23 protein-coding genes are annotated in these 19,731 nt (G+C 27.2%); 15 read left to right on the top strand and 8 right to left on the bottom strand.

Annotation, left to right across the window (positions count from 1 at the left end; translation table 11 throughout):
- Positions 1-69 precede the first annotated feature (69 nt).
- From ACKU3H_RS02690 to ACKU3H_RS02680, 3 genes are all read left to right on the top strand, one after another.
- Positions 70-381, top strand: a complete 312-nt coding sequence (locus ACKU3H_RS02690; RefSeq protein ID WP_320035441.1) for a hypothetical protein — start codon at positions 70-72, stop codon at positions 379-381.
- Between the two features lie 36 nt (positions 382-417).
- Complete coding sequence (locus ACKU3H_RS02685; protein ID WP_320035440.1) at positions 418-633, top strand: hypothetical protein; 216 nt, start codon at positions 418-420, stop codon at positions 631-633.
- Between the two features lie 435 nt (positions 634-1,068).
- A complete protein-coding gene (locus tag ACKU3H_RS02680; RefSeq protein ID WP_320035439.1) occupies positions 1,069-1,341 on the top strand; it encodes a hypothetical protein in 273 nt (90 codons plus the stop codon).
- A 1,571-nt stretch (positions 1,342-2,912) separates the two neighbouring features.
- Here the strand turns inward: ACKU3H_RS02680 and ACKU3H_RS02675 are convergent.
- Positions 2,913-3,143, bottom strand: a complete 231-nt coding sequence (locus ACKU3H_RS02675) for a hypothetical protein (RefSeq protein ID WP_320035438.1) — start codon at positions 3,141-3,143, stop codon at positions 2,913-2,915.
- 180 nt (positions 3,144-3,323) lie between these two features.
- Between ACKU3H_RS02675 and ACKU3H_RS02670 the strand changes: the two genes are divergently transcribed.
- The 6 genes from ACKU3H_RS02670 to ACKU3H_RS02645 all read left to right on the top strand — a co-directional run bounded on the left by ACKU3H_RS02670 (position 3,324) and on the right by ACKU3H_RS02645 (position 7,403).
- A complete protein-coding gene (locus ACKU3H_RS02670) occupies positions 3,324-3,551 on the top strand; it encodes a hypothetical protein (RefSeq protein ID WP_320035437.1) in 228 nt (75 codons plus the stop codon).
- A gap of 15 nt (positions 3,552-3,566) precedes the next feature.
- Positions 3,567-3,935: a hypothetical protein gene (locus ACKU3H_RS02665; protein ID WP_320035436.1), complete on the top strand. Its 369-nt coding sequence runs from the start codon at positions 3,567-3,569 to the stop codon at positions 3,933-3,935.
- A gap of 2 nt (positions 3,936-3,937) precedes the next feature.
- Entirely contained in the window at positions 3,938-4,774 is an 837-nt protein-coding gene (locus ACKU3H_RS02660) for a relaxase/mobilization nuclease domain-containing protein (RefSeq protein WP_320035435.1), read from the top strand.
- A gap of 86 nt (positions 4,775-4,860) precedes the next feature.
- Entirely contained in the window at positions 4,861-6,375 is a 1,515-nt protein-coding gene (locus ACKU3H_RS02655; RefSeq protein ID WP_320035434.1) for a type IV secretory system conjugative DNA transfer family protein, read from the top strand.
- Entirely contained in the window at positions 6,376-7,053 is a 678-nt protein-coding gene (locus ACKU3H_RS02650; RefSeq protein ID WP_407933675.1) for a J domain-containing protein, read from the top strand.
- Between the two features lie 17 nt (positions 7,054-7,070).
- Positions 7,071-7,403 (top strand): hypothetical protein, encoded by a 333-nt coding sequence (locus ACKU3H_RS02645; RefSeq protein ID WP_320035433.1) that lies wholly within the window; start codon positions 7,071-7,073, stop codon positions 7,401-7,403.
- 132 nt (positions 7,404-7,535) lie between these two features.
- On the opposite strand, the gene rpsU is transcribed toward ACKU3H_RS02645, so the two are convergent.
- Positions 7,536-7,748: a 30S ribosomal protein S21 gene (gene rpsU, locus ACKU3H_RS02640; protein WP_320035432.1), complete on the bottom strand. Its 213-nt coding sequence runs from the start codon at positions 7,746-7,748 to the stop codon at positions 7,536-7,538.
- Positions 7,749-7,864: 116 nt separating this feature from the next.
- Between rpsU and moaC the strand changes: the two genes are divergently transcribed.
- From moaC to ACKU3H_RS02620, 4 genes are read left to right on the top strand one after another with little or no spacing between them, the layout of a single operon-like run.
- Positions 7,865-8,359: a cyclic pyranopterin monophosphate synthase MoaC gene (gene moaC, locus ACKU3H_RS02635; RefSeq protein ID WP_320035431.1), complete on the top strand. Its 495-nt coding sequence runs from the start codon at positions 7,865-7,867 to the stop codon at positions 8,357-8,359.
- Entirely contained in the window at positions 8,356-8,619 is a 264-nt protein-coding gene (locus ACKU3H_RS02630) for a DUF493 domain-containing protein (protein ID WP_320035430.1), read from the top strand. The genes moaC and ACKU3H_RS02630 overlap by 4 nt, the downstream gene beginning before the upstream one ends.
- Positions 8,620-8,624: 5 nt before the next feature.
- Positions 8,625-9,581, top strand: a complete 957-nt coding sequence (locus tag ACKU3H_RS02625) for a M15 family metallopeptidase (RefSeq protein WP_320035429.1) — start codon at positions 8,625-8,627, stop codon at positions 9,579-9,581.
- Entirely contained in the window at positions 9,553-10,941 is a 1,389-nt protein-coding gene (locus tag ACKU3H_RS02620; protein WP_320035428.1) for a M99 family carboxypeptidase catalytic domain-containing protein, read from the top strand. The genes ACKU3H_RS02625 and ACKU3H_RS02620 overlap by 29 nt, the downstream gene beginning before the upstream one ends.
- Positions 10,942-10,949: 8 nt before the next feature.
- On the opposite strand, the gene ACKU3H_RS02615 is transcribed toward ACKU3H_RS02620, so the two are convergent.
- The 5 genes from ACKU3H_RS02615 to ACKU3H_RS02595 all read right to left on the bottom strand — a co-directional run bounded on the left by ACKU3H_RS02615 (position 10,950) and on the right by ACKU3H_RS02595 (position 17,173).
- Positions 10,950-11,210, bottom strand: coding sequence for a hypothetical protein (locus ACKU3H_RS02615; protein WP_320035427.1), 261 nt, complete (start codon positions 11,208-11,210; stop codon positions 10,950-10,952).
- Positions 11,211-12,008: a 5'/3'-nucleotidase SurE gene (surE, locus tag ACKU3H_RS02610; protein ID WP_320036457.1), complete on the bottom strand. Its 798-nt coding sequence runs from the start codon at positions 12,006-12,008 to the stop codon at positions 11,211-11,213.
- Entirely contained in the window at positions 12,008-15,574 is a 3,567-nt protein-coding gene (dnaE, locus tag ACKU3H_RS02605; protein ID WP_320035426.1) for a DNA polymerase III subunit alpha, read from the bottom strand. Before dnaE ends, surE begins: the two co-directional genes overlap by 1 nt.
- Positions 15,575-15,677: 103 nt before the next feature.
- Complete coding sequence (locus tag ACKU3H_RS02600) at positions 15,678-16,439, bottom strand: patatin-like phospholipase family protein (protein ID WP_320035425.1); 762 nt, start codon at positions 16,437-16,439, stop codon at positions 15,678-15,680.
- A complete protein-coding gene (locus ACKU3H_RS02595) occupies positions 16,436-17,173 on the bottom strand; it encodes a UDP-2,3-diacylglucosamine diphosphatase (protein ID WP_320035424.1) in 738 nt (245 codons plus the stop codon). Before ACKU3H_RS02595 ends, ACKU3H_RS02600 begins: the two co-directional genes overlap by 4 nt.
- A gap of 78 nt (positions 17,174-17,251) precedes the next feature.
- Here ACKU3H_RS02595 and ACKU3H_RS02590 point away from each other — a divergent pair, with 78 nt between their 5' ends.
- Complete coding sequence (locus ACKU3H_RS02590) at positions 17,252-18,388, top strand: glycosyltransferase (RefSeq protein ID WP_320035423.1); 1,137 nt, start codon at positions 17,252-17,254, stop codon at positions 18,386-18,388.
- Here the strand turns inward: ACKU3H_RS02590 and ACKU3H_RS02585 are convergent.
- Positions 18,380-18,922, bottom strand: coding sequence for a DJ-1 family glyoxalase III (locus ACKU3H_RS02585; protein WP_320035422.1), 543 nt, complete (start codon positions 18,920-18,922; stop codon positions 18,380-18,382). The two genes, ACKU3H_RS02590 and ACKU3H_RS02585, sit on opposite strands and share 9 nt — an antisense overlap.
- A 141-nt stretch (positions 18,923-19,063) precedes the next feature.
- Here ACKU3H_RS02585 and ACKU3H_RS02580 point away from each other — a divergent pair, with 141 nt between their 5' ends.
- On the top strand, positions 19,064-19,726 hold the full coding sequence (locus ACKU3H_RS02580; protein ID WP_320035421.1) for a FlgO family outer membrane protein: 663 nt from the start codon (positions 19,064-19,066) through the stop codon (positions 19,724-19,726).
- The last annotated feature ends 5 nt before the right edge of the window (positions 19,727-19,731 follow it).

The following is a 19,731-nucleotide window of genomic DNA, read 5'->3' as shown; positions in this document are numbered from 1 at the left end:
ACTGCTGGAGAGAGTTTAGATTTATCAAATAAGTTATCTAAAATAAATGATATTTTAGATGATTTTTGAGTGAGTAAAGAAGATGAAGATAAATATAGAAATATATTATTAAAGCAAGATAAAATTTTTTTAGAAGAACTTCAAAGTAAACCAAAAGATGAAATATTAAAGTTTTTTATACAAGAGCAAATAAAAGAAATAGAAAGTAGTGATAATCCAGATTTTAACAGATTAGATGAACTGCAAGATAAACTTATATCTCTTGAAACAGATGAAACTATACAAAAAACAGAAGAAATTAATACCAATAATGAATTAATAGAAACTCAAAATCAAGAAATAAAAGAACAATTAAATTCTATCCAAAATTCACTAACATGATTAAGTAATAATAAAAATGCAGAAGAGATTTTAAACTTGATAAATCAAACTCAAAATTTACAAAATGAGCGTGAAGAATTAAGTTTAACTGGTACAAAAGAACTTAGTGAATTAATGCAAGGAAAATTAGATGAAATTCTAGAAATTCTTCATAATCCAGTAGCTTTAACTACAATAGTAAATGATTTAAAAGAGTATGATGAAAAAAACTCTACAAATAGATACGAAACTTTTAAAAATAGTATTATATGAATTGATAGTAGTTTAAAAGAAAAATTTGAAAGTATAGAATTAGATTCAATCTCAAATATAGCTCAACTAAAGTTATGAGTAAGTGATTTAAATGGGGTTAATTTATCAAATGATACTTTGATTAAACAAGATTGAGATTTTGAAATAAAGGCTAATTCTGATTCTAGAAGTTTAAGTTTACAAGGCAGTGATTATGAAATACAAAGTGATATAAATCCTAAAAATGAACTTGAATTAAGGCAAATTAATCAAGAAACAAACCAAGAGCTAAAACCATTAAATGAGTATTTAGATAATTTATTTTCAATTTTAAATTTTGTAGAAAAAGCAAAAGAAACTAATATAAAATTTAATGATTTTAAAGAGCAGTTAAAAAATGAAAATTCTATTTTATATAATGAATTAGGACTAGAAAATAAAAATTCATATGATGAGGTGATTTTTGTTATAAACAATAAAAAAACAGAACTTGAAAAATTAAAAGAAGAAAAGATTAAAAAATCAAAAGAAAGAGTAGCTCAATTAATAGCTCAAAATGAAAAAGAGATAAGAGAGCAAGATGAAAGAAAAAAACAAACATTGTTTTTTTTAAATTCAATAGGTTTTGATCTTTTATCAAAAGATAGAATTACAGATATTGTAATTGAATATATTAATAGAAATAAAGCTAGATTTGATTTAGCAGAAAAAATGGATTTACAAAATTGAGTTTTAGGATTCGATAAAGATTTCTGAAATAATGAGATTAATGCAGCTGAAAAATTAGCTTTTATTAGATTATTTAATAAAATGCTTTGAGAAGATATTATAGATGAAAATATTGCAAATGGTATAACTTCATTAAGTCTAAAAGCTATTTCAAGAATACAAGTCTTAAATAATAGAACAACTTGATTTTTTCTAGCTAACTTAGAGTCAAAGAGTTAGTTAGGAATTCAAATAAAAAAAGTAAATTATAAAAAACAAACTAAAAAAAAGCAAGGTAGTACAAGTCTCCACCTTGCTTTTTTTTAGTAATTGTTTTTTTCATTCTAATCACTTTTATTTTTTAATATTTATGATTATGAATGTAAATATACTTATGGATTTATCAAGAAATACTTTGTGAGCTTGATATTTAGATGTTAAGTTTCTTGTTGAGCTTATAGAAAAATATGAACTAGATGTTGATGATATATCTGAAAATATCGAGTTCAATTTTTGAAAAGGATTTAAAGCTGATATTAACTATTTTATATATGAAGCTTTAACTCAAATAGCTTCAAAATTTATTGAAGAAAATTCAGAATTATTTGAAACAGAAAGTAATGAATATGAAATATATACAAACTTTTTAGATAGTCATATTTACTTCACTTCTGAAATTGTTCAAAGTGAATTTGAGAGATTTTATTAAAAATCTCTCTTTTTAAATTAATTCTTGAATTTTAATGAATTTTTAATATCTTTTTTTTATAATCTGGCAATTTTTATGCAAAAAATCGGCATATAAAAAGAAAAAAATTGACAATATTAACCTTGTATTTTTAGCTATAACAAGCCAAAAAACAAGGTTGTTTTTTTGACAAAAATTAAAATTTTATGTTAGTGTTAATATGTCGCGACATTTTAAAAACTAAAAAAATCTTATGAATACTTTTGAAACATTACTTGAAATAAAAACTGCTAAAAAGAATTTATGACTTAGAGCTATTTATATAAAAAATCAAAAGAAAAAATGAAAGTGAACTTATTATATTTATTACTATGATGTTATGAGTCATTCTTTTTATATCAACTGAATCTCTAGAAATAAAGTAGTTACAAAAAAAGTTTTAGAAGAGATAATTAATAGAGCATATAAAAGAGATTTTTGAGTTAAAAATCTCAATTGATACACTAGAATATTAGTCAAAAGAGTTCCAAAAGTATTTTATTTTTATTCCTCTAAAGATGAGAATTTTATCTGTATTGACAAGATAGAGTTAAATATAATCAGGAACTCAAACCTTGAAATACAAGAGCTAAAAGTAAAATCAATGAAATCATATTCTTAAGAAATCTGTGGCTGAATATCTATTGCTTTTGGCAATAGAGCAAGTTTGCATATTTTCGGGAATTCTTAAGAATTCGAAAAAATGCCTAACTTGTTCAGGGAAATTAACTTTAAAAAGTTATCCCTAAAAACCCTTATCAAACAAATAAAAAACTTATTGAAATAAATTGAAAATTGATAGTTTTTTATTTAAGTAAAGTTGGCACTTTACTTAACAAGAGAGAGATAAAAGATCAAATTTATTTTATCTTTCTCTTGTAAAATCTTCTCTTATGGCTTCTACACCTCTATCAATAAAAAAGTGTAGTGTAGAAGTAAGAGTAGATTTATTCAAAAGCTTCTGCATTCTTTTAAACTCATCGTATTCACTTTGAGTAAAAGACATCATAACCTTTTTATCTCTTATCTGTTCTTTGTCCTCAATCTTAGGACGACCGACATTTCTATTTTTTCTTCTTTCTAATTCATCACTCATGATAGTATTCCTTTAGTAAAATTATATAATACTAAGTATTAATTATTTATTACTATATATCTATTCAAATCTCATCAAATCTATTTTTTATTATATTTTATTAATTAATACTAAGTATTTATTATATTTATTAAGTAAAAATACTTTAGAATTAGTCATATTAAATCAAAGGAGTTTACAATGAGTAGTGATGAAAAAGTGTTATTTGAAACTCTATATTCAAAATATAAAAAAATAGCGATTAGTAAAAAAGAGATGTCACTAGAAACAGGACAATCAATCTCAACTTTAGATAGATTAAGAAAAAGTGGCTTAGGATGTGCATACATCAAAAAAGGGAATGGAGATATATTTTATCCATTAACTGAATTAGCTAAATATTACACAAGAGTTGTGCAAACAATTTAATATAAAGATTTTACAATGAATGCAAAAGATTATCAAAGCAGTTATAAAAAATCATATAACAAGAAAAATAAAATAGTTACTTTTCCTCTATCAAATGCTTTTTTTGAAGAGCTTAAAAGAAGAGCAATTATTTTAGATATAAAAACAAATACTTATGCAAAAAATGTTGTCACATCTTTTTTAAATAATGAACCTTTGGTTCAACTAACACAAGAAAAAAAAGATTATATAAATGAGTATATTCGTATTTCAAGAGGTATAGCTAATAATATAAATCAAATAGCATATAAAACTAATATTGATGAAATGATAGATATTACAATCTTAATTAACTCTTTGAAAAACTATGAAGAAGAGTTTAGAAAATTTATCACTAAAGTTTAATAATGATAATAAAATCAATGAGTAGAAAAAGTAAATCTTTTTCTCAATTATATGATTATCTAAAAAGGGATAAAAATAGTTTTAGCTTTGTTAGAAATATGTATTCAAATCCTCAAAATAGAAAAGAACTTATTAAAGAATTTTATCAAAATGCAAAACATATTGAAAACTCAAGGGGAAAAGTTTTTATGTACCATGAACTTTTATCTCTTGAAAAAAATGATTTACCCTTAGAGAAACAAAAAGAGATATTATATGATCTTGCTATTAAGTATTTAGAATTAAGAGCTAGTGAACAATTATCTCTGGGAGTTATACATCAAGATAAAGAACATATACATATTCATCTTATGATTAGTGCTAATAAGTGCATGGATAATAAAAGAGTTAGACTATCAAAAAAAGAGTTTTCAAATATACAAAAAAATTTAGAACTATATAAAAATCAAAAATATCTAGAGCTTAATGAATCTAAATTATATCAATCAAAAAAAGACATCTCAAAATCTAAAAAGAATGAACAAGAGATAAAATATAAAAGAAAAGAAACTACAATGAAAGATAAACTAAAAGAGTTTTTTACTGAACTTTTTGAAAAATCTACATCTCGGCTACATTTTGAAAATCAACTAAAAAATCTTGGTTATGAACTTTATGAAAAAGGAAATACTATAGGTGTTAGTTACAAAAATAAAAATTATAGGTTAAAAACTTTGTCAGTTGAAAAGAAATTTAAAGATATGTTTAAAAGATTTGAAAAAACTAAAGAAAGAGAGATAAAACGGCAAAGAGTTAAAAAGGATAGGTCTTATTCAAAAGATTATTTTAGGTCTAGATGAAAAAATAAATTAAATCAACTTACTTGAAGAGATAAAACTTTAAGAAAATTATAATAAAATTGGTTACTAAAAAACTAGGTTGTATTTTGGAGTCTTTAGCCCCTTTAATTTTATTACTACTTTTTATTTTTATAATATTTCAATTTATGAAACCTTTTCTTCGTAAATTAGGAATTGAGTTTGCAAATCCATTATCTTTGATATTTTCATATTTAACACGACCACCATTAAAAGATGATGGAATGATGAATAAACAAGATGAAATTAAAATATTATCAAGATTTAATGATGGATTATTAATTGATGGAAAAAGTAAAAGATTATCTTCAAAAGAGAGTTTTAATCATTTAGCTTTAATTTCTAGAACTGGTGGAGGTAAAACAACTTCTTATGTTTTACCAAATATTTATAAACTAGCTAATCAAAAATGCTCAATGGTTATTACTGATTTAAGTGGAGAGATATTTTATAAGACAAGTGGTTACCTAAAACAGCAAGGTTTTAATATATATGTTTTAGACCCAAAGAGTTTAGAAGAATCAATAAGATATAACCCTTTAGAATATGCAAAAGACTCTATGAGTATTGATATGGTAAGTGATATACTATTATCATCAGCAGGAGTTAAAAGTAATAGGGCAGAGGATAAAATTTGGACTGATGGAGCTAAAAATTTTATATCAATTTTGATAAAAGTTTTAAAAGCAACTGGTAACAAAAAATATATCAATTTAGCAAATGTAAGATATTTATTAAATAATTTTGGAAATGCAGGAGAATCACTTGATGAATTTGTAAAAAGATATGCAGATGATAAAACATTTAGTGAATACAATGGTTTTGTAACTGGAAATCCAAAAACAATACAAGGATTTATAGCAACTGCGAATATTGCATTAAGTCCTATTGGAATTAATGATAATTTAGAAAAATTAACTTACTCACATACTTTTGATTTTGAAAAACTAAGAAAAGAAAAATCAGTAGTTTTTATAAGAATAGAACAGCAATATCAAGAACAATATAGCTTTTTATTAAATCTATTTTATTCTCAACTTTTTAATATTATGATGGATAAATTACCTATAAAAAAAGATTTAGATATTTATTGTCTATTAGATGAGTTTGGAAATATGCAAATACCAAAATTTTCATCAATAATAACAACAATTAGAAAATATAAGGTATCAATTTCAATTATCTTACAAAATGTCTCTCAAATCGAAAGTAAATATTCAAAGCAAGAAGCAAATACTATATTAAATGGTGGAATAGCAACAAAGCTTATATATAGTGGTGTAGATTTAGAATTAGCTACAAACTTAGAAAGACTATTTGGACAAAAGAAAACTTTAGAAAAAGATTTTAATGGAAAATCATATTTTGAAAAAAATCATGTAATGAGTGCTAGTGAAATTAGAACAATGAAAGATAATGAAGCTATCTTTTTATATTCAAATAAAAAACCATTAAAAATTGATATTAGACCTTATTATAAAAGTTTTATGTATAGAAGTTTTGAAAAAATAGAACCTGTTAAATTAACAAATAATATCGTTGATGATATTGAATATATTGATTTAGAAAATGTGGAGTGGTAGATGGGTTTCTTTGAAAGATTGAGTAGTGAAATATCTAATATGGATTTTATAAATGCTTTTATAATATTTTTATTTTTCTATGTTCCATTTCACTTTTCTAAAAAAGTAGAAACTACAATATTTAAATTAATATTTTCAGGTGCAGGTTTATATCTACTAGCAACTATGGAAGACATTAGAATACTTTATGATAAGAATATGACAGTTGGATTAGGGCTTTTAATTCCTCAATGGAGATTTTTAGGAGAATTTTTTTTAATTGCTATTTCTCTTATATATTATGTATTTTCAAGTACATATAAAGCCGTAAGAAGTTTTATAAATTTAATAAAAGCTTTTGGTAAAAATAAGAATAGCCATAATGAGAATACAAAAGAATCAAAAAATGATAACTATTCTAAAAGTAATGAAAAACAAAAAAAATATGAACATACTAAAGAAAAACCAAAGAATAAAAAAGAAACTAAAGATAATAAATATTCTCAATTTTATTCTGAAAATGCTTATATCGTTTTGGGTATATCAGAAAATGCAACAAAAGATGAGATAAAAAAAGCATATAGAATACTTATGAAAAAGTATCATACTGATGTAACTCAAGAAAAGTATCCAGAGAAATTTGAATTATACACAGAAATAACAAAACATATTAATAATGCTTATAGTAAATTAAAATAAGAAAATAAGGACTAAAAATGTTTGGTAGAAAATTTAAACAAGATGATTATGAAGAGAGAAAGAGATACGAAGAATATCAAAAAAGAGTAAGAGAAGAAGCAATGGTAAAAGGACTAGGAAGTTTTTTCCTAAATTTTATTATCAAGTATCTTGTATTTATTGTAAGTATGATGTTTGTTGCATTAGCTTTAATGAAACTAACTGATTTTCATGAACTAGTTATAGTTATCATTTCTTTTATATGTGCAATACTTATTTTGAAAATTAAATATGTAAAAGTACATCCATTTAAAAGTTTAATTACTATGTGTTTTTTAATTTTTTTAGAATTATTAGTGTTAAAAGGTTAAAAAATATTTTGATTTGTTTGTAAATTTTGAAATTTCTTTTCTTGGATAGAAATAGGCTAGAAATTTTAAGTTGATAATTTTTAGAAATAAAAAAAGCCCCATAAAATGGGGCTCCAGCGATATGCTATAATACTACAGTCTAGACTCGTATCTTCTAAGCATGTACAATCTCTTAAGCATTTTCTTTCTAGCATTAATTTTTTGTTTCTTTCTCTTTTCAGTCATAGGCTCAAAAAATCTTCTAGCTCTAGTTTCAGTAACAATTAGATTTCTATCGCATTGTTTCTTGAATCTTCTATATGCTTCGTCAAATGATTCGGTATCTTTAACTTTAATGCCTGGCACTAAAATCACCCTCTTTCTTTTAAAATTTAGGGTTGCATTATATTTAAAGTTAACTTAATTTCAATTTAACTAAAGAGAGGATATAATTTACATACTAATATAGTAAAGGAAAAAACTTGAGCTTAACACACTTAGATGATAAAAATAGACCTAAGATGGTTGATGTATCTAATAAAGAAGATACAACTAGGGTTGCTATAGCATCTGGAAAAATTTCAATGAGTCAAGATGCTTTTGATGCAATTATAAGTAATAATACAAAAAAAGGTCCTGTTCTTCAGACTGCAGTTGTAGCTGCAATCATGGGTGTAAAGAAAACAAGTGACTTAATACCAATGTGTCATCCTTTACTTTTAAGTGGAATTAATTGTGATGTTGAAGAATTACCTGAACTTCCAGGTTTTAAACTATATGTTACTGCTAAACTGTCAGGTCAAACAGGAGTTGAAATGGAAGCTTTAACAGGAGTATCTGTAGGTCTATTAACTATTTATGATATGGTAAAAGCAATTGATAAATCTATGGTTATATCTGAAGTTCAACTTGAAAGTAAAAGTGGTGGGAAAAGTGGTGATTTTAATAGAAAAAATTTTAAAGGAGATAGTGTATGATTGATTTAAATAAACACAAATTAGAGCTTACCTATCCATGTTCGTGGAAATATAAAATAGTAATATTAGAAACAATGAATGTAAAATATATATCAAAAGATATTTTTGGAGATAGAGAACATAGTATCAAAGAATCGAATGTAAGTAAAAAAGGAAAATTCAAAAGTTATAATATTGAACTTATAGTGCATAATGATGATGATAGAACAGAATTACATAAATTATTAGGCGAACATAAAGATATAAAGATGGTACTTTAATATATATGCAACGTAGAGATTTCTTCAAAATAACTATACCTACAGTTCTTTTAACTAGTTCTGAACTATTTGCAAACGAAAATAAAGAAGATTTATTAGATTTCTTTATAAAAGTTTTTGGCTTAAATGAAAAAGAAAAAACTACTGTAGATAAAAAAGTGGCTGTAAAAAAAATAGAAGAGATTATTGAAGAAACTAAAAAAGAGCCAAAAATAGAAAATATTATTGAAGAGTCTGATACACAAATAAAAATTGTTGAAAATAAAGAGATCAAAAAAGAACAACATATTTCAAAAGATGTATATTTAAATCCAGAATATGTAAGTAGTTTTATTAATGTTAGAAGAAAACTTTTACAACTACAAAGATTTGTAGGATATGGAAATTTTAATATAATAAGTTTTGATGAGATTATTGAACTTTCAAAGAAAGTTCCTAGTTTAGAAACTTTTACAAAAGAAGATTTGGATTTTATGGAGTACATTTTTTACTACGATCCAAATGTTCATGGTTTCTATGGGAAAAGAATATCTAACAGTATTACAGAAAAAATAAATAAAAACGACGTAATAAAAATATCTGGGACGGGGCATTATCTTTTTAAAGGAAACCCCCATGATACATATTTTAAGATGTTGGATGATATAGGTGATAATTTGATTTTGACTTCAGGAGTGAGAAGTATCGTAAAGCAAATGAAACTTTTTTTAGATAAAGTAGCAAGTGTTGATACAAATCTATCTGTAGCTTCAAAATCATTAGCTCCTCCTGCATATACTTATCATACAATTGCAGATTTTGATGTAGGTAAAAAAGGCTTTGGTCATGCTAACTTTTCTCCAAGATTTGCCCTTACTGAAGAGTTTTTAAAAATGCGAAGTTTAAAATATATAGAGATGAGATATACAATTAATAATAAGGACGGGGTAAGATATGAACCATGGCATGTTAAAGTTATTTAGGATTTTTTTAATAGCTTTATTTATTCAAAATCTTTTTGCAAATTCATATGTAAATAATATGGAGTTTGATTTTATAAAAAAAGGGAAACAAGATGATAATACCCTTTTAATAATTGGTGGAATCCAAGGTGATGAACCAGGAGCTTTTATGGCTGCTTCTATTGTCACTACTCATTATGAGATAACTAAAGGTTCAGTTTGGGTTGTTCCAAATTTAAATTTTTATTCAATTATAAAGAGATCAAGAGGTCCTTATGGGGATATGAATAGAAAGTTTGCACAAATTTCTAAAGATGATCCTGATTATGAAGCAGTTCAAAGAATCAAAAAATATATCACATCAGATGAAGTAAAAGTTGTACTAAATTTGCATGATGGAAGTGGTTTTTATAGAAAAGATTATACAAATTGGACTTTTTCTCCTGATAGATGGGGACAAAGTTCAATCATAGATCAATCAAAATTAGATATTGAATATTATGGAAACCTAGAAGAGATATCTAAAGAGGTTTGCGAACATGTAAATGAAAACCTATTAAGAGATAGAGATCTTTATCATACAAAAAACACCCATACAAAAATGGGTGATAAAGAGATGGAAAAAAGCCTTACATATTTTGCAATAAACAATGGCAAAGCAGCTTTTGGAAATGAAGCTAGTAAAACATTACCTTTACATGAAAGAACTTATTATCATCTTTTAGCTTTAGAAAAATATATGGAAATTATGGGAATAGAGTTTAAACGTAAATTTGATTTAAACTCTTTAAATGTTAAAAGAGTTATTAATGACGATATTTATATTTCTTTTTATGATGAAACTATACAGTTACCTCTTAGTCAAATTAGAACTTTATTAAAATATTTTCCAATAAAGAAAGATGGAACATTAGAGTTTAGTCCATCAAATCCTCTTCTTACCGTTGTAAAAGATAATGGTCTTTTTGTAATCCATTATGGAAATAGAAAATTAGCAAATTTAAAACCTGATTATATGGATATTGATACTGAAACAAAAGTAGTAAACATGGTAATTGATGGGGTTAAAAAAGAGATTAAAATAGGTTCAATAGTTGATGTAAACGAAAGCTTTTTAGTGGAACCAATCAATGATATTAGAGTAAATGTAATTGGTTTTGTAAAAAAAGGTAGAATTGATGAGAGTGGTTTAGAGATTAGACAAAATAAATTTCTAAATGGTTTTTCTGTTGATACAAAAGGTAATTTATATAGAATAGAGTTTTACAAAGGTAAAAAGTTTGCAGGTATGATATTGGTAAATTTTGATAAATTAAAAACTTCAGAATCTGGAGTTTCAATGATTTCAGATTTTATTAGGAAAGCTACATTAAAGATGTAGCTTCTCTTTTATAGATTTACTAATTCTTTTTTTATTTTTTCTTGATTTAATTTTTTACAAGCAGCTTTATAAAGTTCTTCAACTCTTTCTTCTTCATCATTGATTAGTTGTGCAATCTCTTTTATATCTTTTTTGTCTTCCATTGCAACAAAAACTTTAAACTCTTTTTTTGTAAATTTTCTTTTTAGAACCTCTTTTAGTTCCTCTTCTGTTTTTAGTGTTCCCACTAGTTTATCTATATTAAATAGAAGTGATTTTGTTAAATTCAATTATTTTTCTCCTTTTTTTAACCAAATATCTAATTTATTCATCTCTTCGTAAGAGGTTAAGTCAAGCCTAACAGGTGTTATTGAAACATAGTTTTCTTTTATAGCTTCAAAATCACAGCTTTTGTCTTCACTTGCTTGCCAAATTAGAGGATGTAGTCCTATCCAATAAAACTCTTCTCCCCTTGGATTATAATGTCTATGTGTGTCGTTACCATATTCACGGTGACCAGCTTTTGTTATTTTTATTCCCTTGCAATCCTCTTCTTTTACAGGTGGTATATTTATATTTAAAAATCTTCTTTTTTCCAGTGGAAATTCATCTTGAAATATTTTTTCAACAATATTTGTAATTGTTTTTTTTGCCAAAGCAAAGTCCCAGCCATTTTTTATATCTTGACATCTGTCTTTACAAACTTGAGATATGGCAATTGCAGGTACCCCTTGAAGTACGGATTCCATAGCCCCTGCAGCAGTACCACTATAAGTGATGTCTTCACCCATATTTGCACCAATATTTATTCCGCTAACTATTAAATCAGGTTTATACCCTTCTTTAAAAAGATTATTTAGTGATATAAATACACAATCCGTTGGAGTTCCATCATCAATTTTATAGTAATCATCTTCCACACAATCTAATTTTAAAGGTCTATCTAGTGTCAAAGAGTGACCACAAGCAGATTTGTTTTTTGCAGGAGCAACAACTGTAATTTTAGCCAGTGGTGATAATGCCTCAACTAAAGCTTTTAAACCAATTGCATCAAAACCATCATCATTTGTTAGTAATATTTGTTTCATCATGCAACTACATATGCCCCTTGTATTTGTTTAATATATTCTTCCACATTTGAAGTAACACTAAAACCTGTTTCTAACTCTATGTCTGCAAGTTTAGTTTTTATGATAACTTTTAACTCTCTTTTTCCTTGATTATTTGCAATCAAATCAAAAAGTTTATACATAGAATCCTCTTTCTCTTCATAAGGAATTGCAATAGTTAAAGGTGGCTCTATTTTCTCTGCAAGTTTAGTTTTTACTTTATCTTTTTTTGCATCCTCTAAAGATTCTATTTTTAAGATGTTCATTCTTGTAAAATCACCATCTTTTGTAATTTTAACTTTAAATGCAATTGGCTCTGAATCCCAAGGGTTTGATAAATCAATCTTAAAGTCATCTGCTAATTCTTTTAATCTATTTTCAAAAAGCATAATCTCTAAGTTTCCGTGTAAATCCAGAACATTTGCAATTCCGAATTTATTTCCTTTTTTAGAGATTTTTTGAGTTATCTCTTCAATCTTACCAATAATCAATGCTTGTGAACCATCTGCAACTTCGTCTATTTCAGAACTTAGTGTATAGTTGATCTTATCAAGTTGTTCTCTATAACCATCAAGTGGGTGACCAGAAACATAAAACCCTAAAGAGGCTTTTTCAAACTCTAAAATCTCTTTTGGTTCAAATTCTGGGATGTGTTCAAGTTCAACATCAACTTTTAGCATCTCTTGGTCATCACCAAATAGTGAAGAGGTAGTTTGCTTTTTAAGTTGCATTGCTTTACCAACATATTCACCAATTAGTTCTATTTGTTCTAAAAGAGCTCTTCTTGAGTATTCAAAATCATCAAGTGCACCAGCTTTGATTAAAGCTTCAATTACTCTTTTGTTTACTTTACTACCATCAATTCTAGAGATAAAATCACCTAAATCTTTAAAATCTCCATTCTCTCTTCTCTCTTTTAAAATAGAGTTAATAGCAACATCTCCAGCACCTTTAATGGCACCCATACCAAACATTACTACCTCTTTACCATCTATTTCTCTTGCAGAGAAAACAAGGTCAGATTTATTAATATGTGGAGGGAAAAGCTCAATATCTAATCTTTTTACTTCATCAACATATCTTACAACTTTATCTGTATTATCTTTTTCAAGTGTAAGAAGTGCCGCCATAAACTCTGTTGGATAATATTTTTTCAAGAAACTTGTATAGAATGTTACTAGTCCATAGGCTGCTGAGTGAGATTTATTAAAACCATATCCGGCGAATTTTACAATCAGGTCGAAAAGCTCTTCACAATGCTCTTTTACATAACCTTTTTTCACTCCACCTTCGGCAAACTCGCCTTTAAGTCTATCCATCTCTTCTTTAATCTTTTTACCCATTGCCCGTCTAACTAAGTCGGCACCACCAAGGCTGAATCCACCAATTGTTTGTACAATCTGCATAACTTGCTCTTGGTAAACAATAACCCCATAAGTTGGTTCAAGAATAGGTCTTAAAGGTTCTTCAAATTCGTCATAGAAATATGAAATCTCTGCTCGTCCATGTTTTCTGTCGATAAAGTCATCAAGCATCCCTGACTCCATTGGACCTGGTCTATAAAGGGCAAGCATCGCAATGATATCTTCAAATCCTGAAGGTTTAAGTCTTTTTGCAAGGTCTTGCATACCTGCAGATTCTATCTGGAATAATCCAATTGTATTTCCTGATTGGATTAGGTCATAAACCCCTTGGTCATTTACATCTTCATGGATAAAGTCAATCTTTTTTCCATATCTTTTTTCAACTAGTTTATTTGCTTCATCAATAACTGTTAGGGTCTTTAGACCTAAGAAGTCGAATTTAATTAAGTCAACATCTTCTACATATTTACCATTGTATTGTGTTGCGATTGTATCCATACCTGAAGGTTTAAATAATGGAGTCTTTTTCCATAAAGGCTCATTTGAGATAACAACACCAGCCGCGTGAGTACCGGCATTTCTATTTAGACCTTCTAAAGCTAAAGCAAACTCCCATACTCTTTTTGCTTGTGGGTCAGCATCACAAAGCTCTTTAATCTTTGGTTCTTTTTCATATGAATCTGTAAGATTAATACCTAGTTCATCAGGAATAAGTTTTGCCATAGCATCTGCTTTTGAGTATGGCATATCAAGAACTCTGGCAACATCTCTAATAACCCCTTTTGCAAGAAGTTTACCAAATGTGATAATCTGGGCAACGTTTGAACGACCATATTGTTGAACAACATAATCGATAATTTCACCCCTTCTACTTTGACAGAAGTCCATATCGATATCGGGCATCGATACCCTTTCTGGATTTAGGAATCTCTCAAAAAGTAAACCATAAGGCATAGGGTCAATATCGGTAATAAAAAGGGAGTAGGCAACCAAGCTTCCTGCTGCTGAACCCCTTCCTGGACCAACTGGGATTTTCATCTGTTTTGCTACAATAACGAAGTCCCAAACGATTAGCATATATCCTGGGAATTTCATGTTATTGATAATATCAATCTCAACTTGGAGTCTGTCCCTATATTCTTGGTGTTTCTCTTCGGGTACAATTTCTAAACGAATCTCTAGCCCTTCCCAACATTTATGTTCAAATAGAGCAATATCGTTTTGCAGTGAGTATTCATTTTCTGGCTCTGGAATAGCAACATTTGCTTCTTCAAGTTTTTGTCTTGTAAATTTAAAGTTTGGTGGAGTAGGGTTTCCTAGTTTTATCTCTAAGTTACATTTGTCAGCAATCTCTTGAGTTGCTGCAATTGCTTCTGGAATATCTGCATATAGCTTTGAAACTTGCTCTGGAGTTTTTAAATAAAACTCATGAACCGAGTGTCTAAGTCTATTTGGATCATCATAAAGTTTATTCATGGCAATACACATAAATGCTTCGTGAGCTTCAGCATCTTTTTGTTCTAGGTAGTGAGTATCGTTTGTAGCAACAACTTTTATTCCAGTTTCTTTTGCTATTTTTAAAATCATATCATCAACAAATAACTGGTCACCAATACCATGTCTCATAATTTCTAAGTAAAAGTCATCACCAAAAATCTCTTTATACTCTAAAGCGATCTCTTTTGCTCTTTCATAACCTTTTGCACCAAACTTTACATTTCTTTCATTGTTTGTATTAAGATGCCAGTTTATCTCACCTTGTAAACAAGCGGCACTACAAACTAAACCTTCTGAGTTTTCTTTTAAAAGTTTTTTGTTTATTCTTGGGTAATAATAAAAGCCATGCATATAAGCTTGGCTACTTAGGAACATTAAGTTTTTATATCCTGTGTCATTTTTTGCATATAAACATAAGTGAAATCTTTGTCTTGTAGTTTTATCATCAATCTCTTCTGAGTTGTGAATATATGCTTCCATCCCAATGATTGGTTTAATACCTTGTGCTCTCATAGCATTGTAAAAGTCGATAGCTCCAAACATGTTACCATGGTCTGTCATAGCAACACTTTTCATCCCCATCTCTTTTACTTTTTTCGCTAAGGGTTTAATCTTATTCGCACCATCTAAAAGTGAATATTCTGTATGTAAATGTAAGTGTGTAAATTCTGGTGTTTGTGACATAATATTATCTTTTTTTATTTGTAAATTTTAAAGTGATTATACCCAATAGCATATAAAAATAGATGAAAAATTAAAGGGATAATTTTTATATTTAAGAATAGGTTTATTTAGATGATAAAAAATGTTTTTTTGCTTCTTGATATCCTAATTTAAAACAATCATCTAACTCTTTAAATGTAAACATTGAATAATCTCTAATCTCTAAAGATGCAAGGTATTGACTAGAGTTTTCTATAGTAAAAATATGGTTTTCATATAATTGTGTAAAAAGCTTCTTTTTGAGAGTTTTTAAGGGGTTTTTTCTTTTTTTCTCTAAACTATTGCTTTTAGGAAAAAGGTCAATTGATAAAGTGTCATAAATACTATTATCAAAGGGTTTGATAGGTACTGAATCAAAAAGTCCCCCATCTATTAAATACATATTTTTATATGAGATAGGTTTAAAAAGTGGAATCAAAGCACTTGAAGCCATACATAAAGTATGAGTATCTCCTTCATCAAAATAGTGAAGCTCTCTTTTTTTTAAATCATAGGCAGTTATATATATTTTTTTGGGAATATCTTCTAGATTTTTTATTGGTAAGATTTTATCTAAAACTTGATGGTTTCTTTCTATTCGAATCAAACCATTTTTAAAGTAGTTAAATTTCAAGGCGGTTTTGAGTTCACTAGAAGAAAATATTTTTAATTGTTCTTTTGCTTTTACCCCACTTGCATGGGATGCTGCAATTATTGCTCCTATAGAACTTCCTGCATAAGCATCAATTTGAATATTACTCTCTTCCATAAAATGAAGTGCACCTAAATGAAAAGCACCTCTAGCTGCCCCACCACCTAAGGCTAAGGCTAATTTTTTTTCACTCATTTATGTAACCAATTAATAACTTTAAATTCACCTTCATATGTTTCAACAATAGCTGTACATGACTCAACCCAATCACCGCAGTTGAGGTACTCAACTTGGTCTATCATTTTTGTTTCTGCTTTATGAATATGTCCACATATTATGCCATCATAACCTTTATATTTTGCATGATTTGCTAAGGTTGCCTCAAAATCAGTTATAAAAGAAACTGAAGATTTTACATTGTCTTTTACATATTTAGATAAAGACCATTTTGATTTAATACCTAATTTTGTTCTAATTACATTTAGGGTTTGATTTACATTTAAAAGTAGTTCATATCCATAGTCACCAAGTATTGCCAACCATTTTTTTGTCATTGTAATAGAATCAAAAAAATCTCCATGGGTTACTAGATATTTTTTTCCTATTATTGAGGTATAGATTAGTTCATTTTTTATTTCAAGGGAGTGCCCTAATATTAAAGGAACAAAAGGTCTTAAAAATTCATCATGGTTACCAGTTATAAAAGTTACATTGCAACCTTTTCTTGCTCTTTTTAAAATCTTTTGAATAACATCTGAATGTGATTGTGGCCATACAAATTTCCTTTTTATTGCCCAACCATCTATTATGTCTCCTACTAGAAATAGGTTATCACACTCATTGTTTTTTAAAAAATCTAATAATTGTTTTGTATTTGAAAATTTAGTTCCCAAATGAATATCTGATATAAATATACTCTTGTATTTCATCTGAAAATTCTATTACATGATGGTTACAAATTAATGACATGTAATACTCTTGTAATCTTGTTGTAATAGAATTTTCAAATGAAAAATTTAAATATATGCTTAGTTAGTGATACAGTTTTTGATGTTAATGGTGTTTCAAGATTTATTCAAGATTTTGCAAAAGAAGCAGTAACATATAATAAGGAGTTTACTGTAATTACCTCTACAAAAAAAGAAGCTGAAGAGAGTTTTGCAAATATTAAAAATATAAAACCTATATTTAGAATGAAAATGCCTTATTATCAATCTTTGGATTTGGTATTACCAAATTTTTTTAAAATAAAAGCAGAGATAAAAAAAATTAATCCTGATTTATTACATATCTCAACGCCAGGGACTGTAGGTTTATGCGCTTTAATAAGCGCAAAATTATTGAAAATACCAGTTGTTGGTATTTATCATACGGATTTTCCTGCTTATATGTATAAAAATACAAAAAATAGATTTTTTCGTTGGAGTACAATTAAATTTTTAAAATTTTTTTATGGTTCATATAAAGCTTTGTTTTCTAGATCTGACGAATATTTTAAAACTTTAAAAGAGCAACTAAGTTTTAAGGATGAAGATTTATATCTTTTAAAAGCAGGGATAAATATTGAAAGCTTTGATAAAGAGTTTAAAGATGATTCTATTTGGAGTAAATATCAAGTTGATAACAAAAAATTTAAAGTTTTATATGTGGGTAGAGTTTCTGTTGAAAAAAATGTACATAAGCTTTTAAACCTTTGGCAAGAAGCAAAGTTAGAAAATTGTCAGTTGATATTAGTTGGGGATAAAGAACTTAAAACAACAATTGAAGATGAATCAATTACTTATTTAGGTAGAAAAAGAGGTAAAGAACTATCTTCAATATATGCTTCAAGTGATTGTTTTATTTTCCCTTCTACAACTGATACTTTAGGTCAAGTTGTTATGGAAGCCATGTCTTCTTCTCTTCCTGTAATAGTTACCACTAAAGGTGGTCCTAAAACATTTGTAAAAAAAGATTTTGGATATATTGTTGATATAAATTCAAATAAAGAGGTTATTGAAGCCTTAAAAGAATTAGCAAAAAAAGATGAAGAGTATTTTTCTAAGAGAAATAAAGCATATGAGTTTATGAGAGATATGTCTATCTCTCATAGTTTTTTAGATTTTTGGGAAAAAAATGAAGAGATTTTGAAAAAATTAAGCTAAAAGTTCATTCTTTACTTGAGTTGAAATCTCTTCACCTTTTAATATCTTTACAAGTTCTAACGCAAAAGGCATTGCTGTAGCTGGTCCTTGTGAAGTTATTACTTTTTCATCTTGTACTATAATTTTATCTTCAACATAATTTGAAGAATCTATTCTTTGTTCAAAACTTGGGTAGCATGTGTATTCTTTATTTAAAACCTCTGCTTTATGTAAAGCATAAGGTGCTGCACAAATGGCACCAATATATTTATTTTCATTTTTAAATTTTTTTAATATAGTCTTTAATAACTCATCATCTGCAAGATTAAAGGCATTTGGAAGGCCTCCTGGTAAAACTATCATATCAAAATCATCTGGGTTTACGTCTTTTAAAAGTGAATCTGCATTAACACTTATATTATGAGCACCTGAAACTTTTAAATCTTCAATTGATGCTATAACAACTTCTATCTCTGCTCGTCTACAAATATCAGCTATAGTTAAAGCTTCAATCTCTTCAAAACCGTTTGATATTGGTAATAAAACTTTTGACATAATTCAACTCCTTAATTTATATTTTCGTATTTTATCATATTAACATGAAAATAGGTGTATTAGTGGACTTATAAGAAGAGTTTTCAAGAATTTATAAGCTATTTTTAAATAAAATCTTAGTAACTATCATAAGGGGAATTTATGTATAAAACTTTCGCTAAATCTTGCCTTGTAGCTGCAACTGTTTCATTATTTTTAGGGTGTTCTGTAAAATCACCACTTCTTCAAAGTTATTCAGATAACTCAGTTGATAAAGAAAATCAAAAAGTTCAAGTTACAAAACAACATATTGAAGTAGCAAATGATATGCAACAAAATGTTACTACGCAATATACACTTGAAGCAACTATTAACTCATTGGCAGCACAAATGATGCAAAACCAAAAAATGAGTACAAATAAACCAATTTTAATCACATCTTTTGTAAGACTGGATAATTTTAAAAAAACTACTGAGTTTGGAAGAATTGTAAGTGAAAGTTTAATTAATGAGATGTCTAATAGAGGTTTTAATATTATAGAATATAGAGGTCAAATGGCTGTATCTATAAATGAAAGAGGTGAGTATTTTATTAGTAGAAATCCACATAAATTAAAAGAAAAAATACCAAATACATATGTTGTAGTTGGTACTTATTCAAGACAATATGGAAAAATTATGTTAAATGCAAGAGTTATGGATAATATTACTGGTAAAATTATTTCAAGTGCAAGATCAACTTTCCAACACAATAGAAAAAATGATTGTATTCTTTTCAAAGATTGTAAACCAGCAAGAACTATTAATATAATCGAAGAAAAATAGTATAA

This window comes from Halarcobacter sp. (assembly GCF_963675975.1).
Classification (GTDB): Bacteria; Campylobacterota; Campylobacteria; order Campylobacterales; family Arcobacteraceae; genus Halarcobacter.
Note: the sequence above shows the minus strand (reverse complement) of the source record. Positions and strands in the feature narration are given on the sequence as shown.

Bases quoted from the DNA above. Each gene is read 5' to 3' on its own strand.
- ACKU3H_RS02675 (WP_320035438.1), bottom strand. From the start codon at position 3,143: ATGAGTGATGAATTAGAAAGAAGAAAAAATAGAAATGTCGGTCGTCCT.
- ACKU3H_RS02670 (WP_320035437.1), top strand. From the start codon at position 3,324: ATGAGTAGTGATGAAAAAGTGTTATTTGAAACTCTATATTCAAAATAT.
- ACKU3H_RS02665 (WP_320035436.1), top strand. From the start codon at position 3,567: ATGAATGCAAAAGATTATCAAAGCAGTTATAAAAAATCATATAACAAG.
- ACKU3H_RS02660 (WP_320035435.1), top strand. From the start codon at position 3,938: ATGATAATAAAATCAATGAGTAGAAAAAGTAAATCTTTTTCTCAATTA.
- ACKU3H_RS02650 (WP_407933675.1), top strand. From the start codon at position 6,376: ATGGGTTTCTTTGAAAGATTGAGTAGTGAAATATCTAATATGGATTTT.
- ACKU3H_RS02645 (WP_320035433.1), top strand. From the start codon at position 7,071: ATGTTTGGTAGAAAATTTAAACAAGATGATTATGAAGAGAGAAAGAGA.
- ACKU3H_RS02630 (WP_320035430.1), top strand. From the start codon at position 8,356: ATGATTGATTTAAATAAACACAAATTAGAGCTTACCTATCCATGTTCG.
- ACKU3H_RS02625 (WP_320035429.1), top strand. From the start codon at position 8,625: ATGCAACGTAGAGATTTCTTCAAAATAACTATACCTACAGTTCTTTTA.
- ACKU3H_RS02620 (WP_320035428.1), top strand. From the start codon at position 9,553: ATGAACCATGGCATGTTAAAGTTATTTAGGATTTTTTTAATAGCTTTA.
- surE (WP_320036457.1), bottom strand. From the start codon at position 12,008: ATGAAACAAATATTACTAACAAATGATGATGGTTTTGATGCAATTGGT.
- dnaE (WP_320035426.1), bottom strand. From the start codon at position 15,574: ATGTCACAAACACCAGAATTTACACACTTACATTTACATACAGAATAT.
- ACKU3H_RS02600 (WP_320035425.1), bottom strand. From the start codon at position 16,439: ATGAGTGAAAAAAAATTAGCCTTAGCCTTAGGTGGTGGGGCAGCTAGA.
- ACKU3H_RS02595 (WP_320035424.1), bottom strand. From the start codon at position 17,173: ATGAAATACAAGAGTATATTTATATCAGATATTCATTTGGGAACTAAA.
- ACKU3H_RS02590 (WP_320035423.1), top strand. From the start codon at position 17,252: ATGAAAAATTTAAATATATGCTTAGTTAGTGATACAGTTTTTGATGTT.
- ACKU3H_RS02585 (WP_320035422.1), bottom strand. From the start codon at position 18,922: ATGTCAAAAGTTTTATTACCAATATCAAACGGTTTTGAAGAGATTGAA.
- ACKU3H_RS02580 (WP_320035421.1), top strand. From the start codon at position 19,064: ATGTATAAAACTTTCGCTAAATCTTGCCTTGTAGCTGCAACTGTTTCA.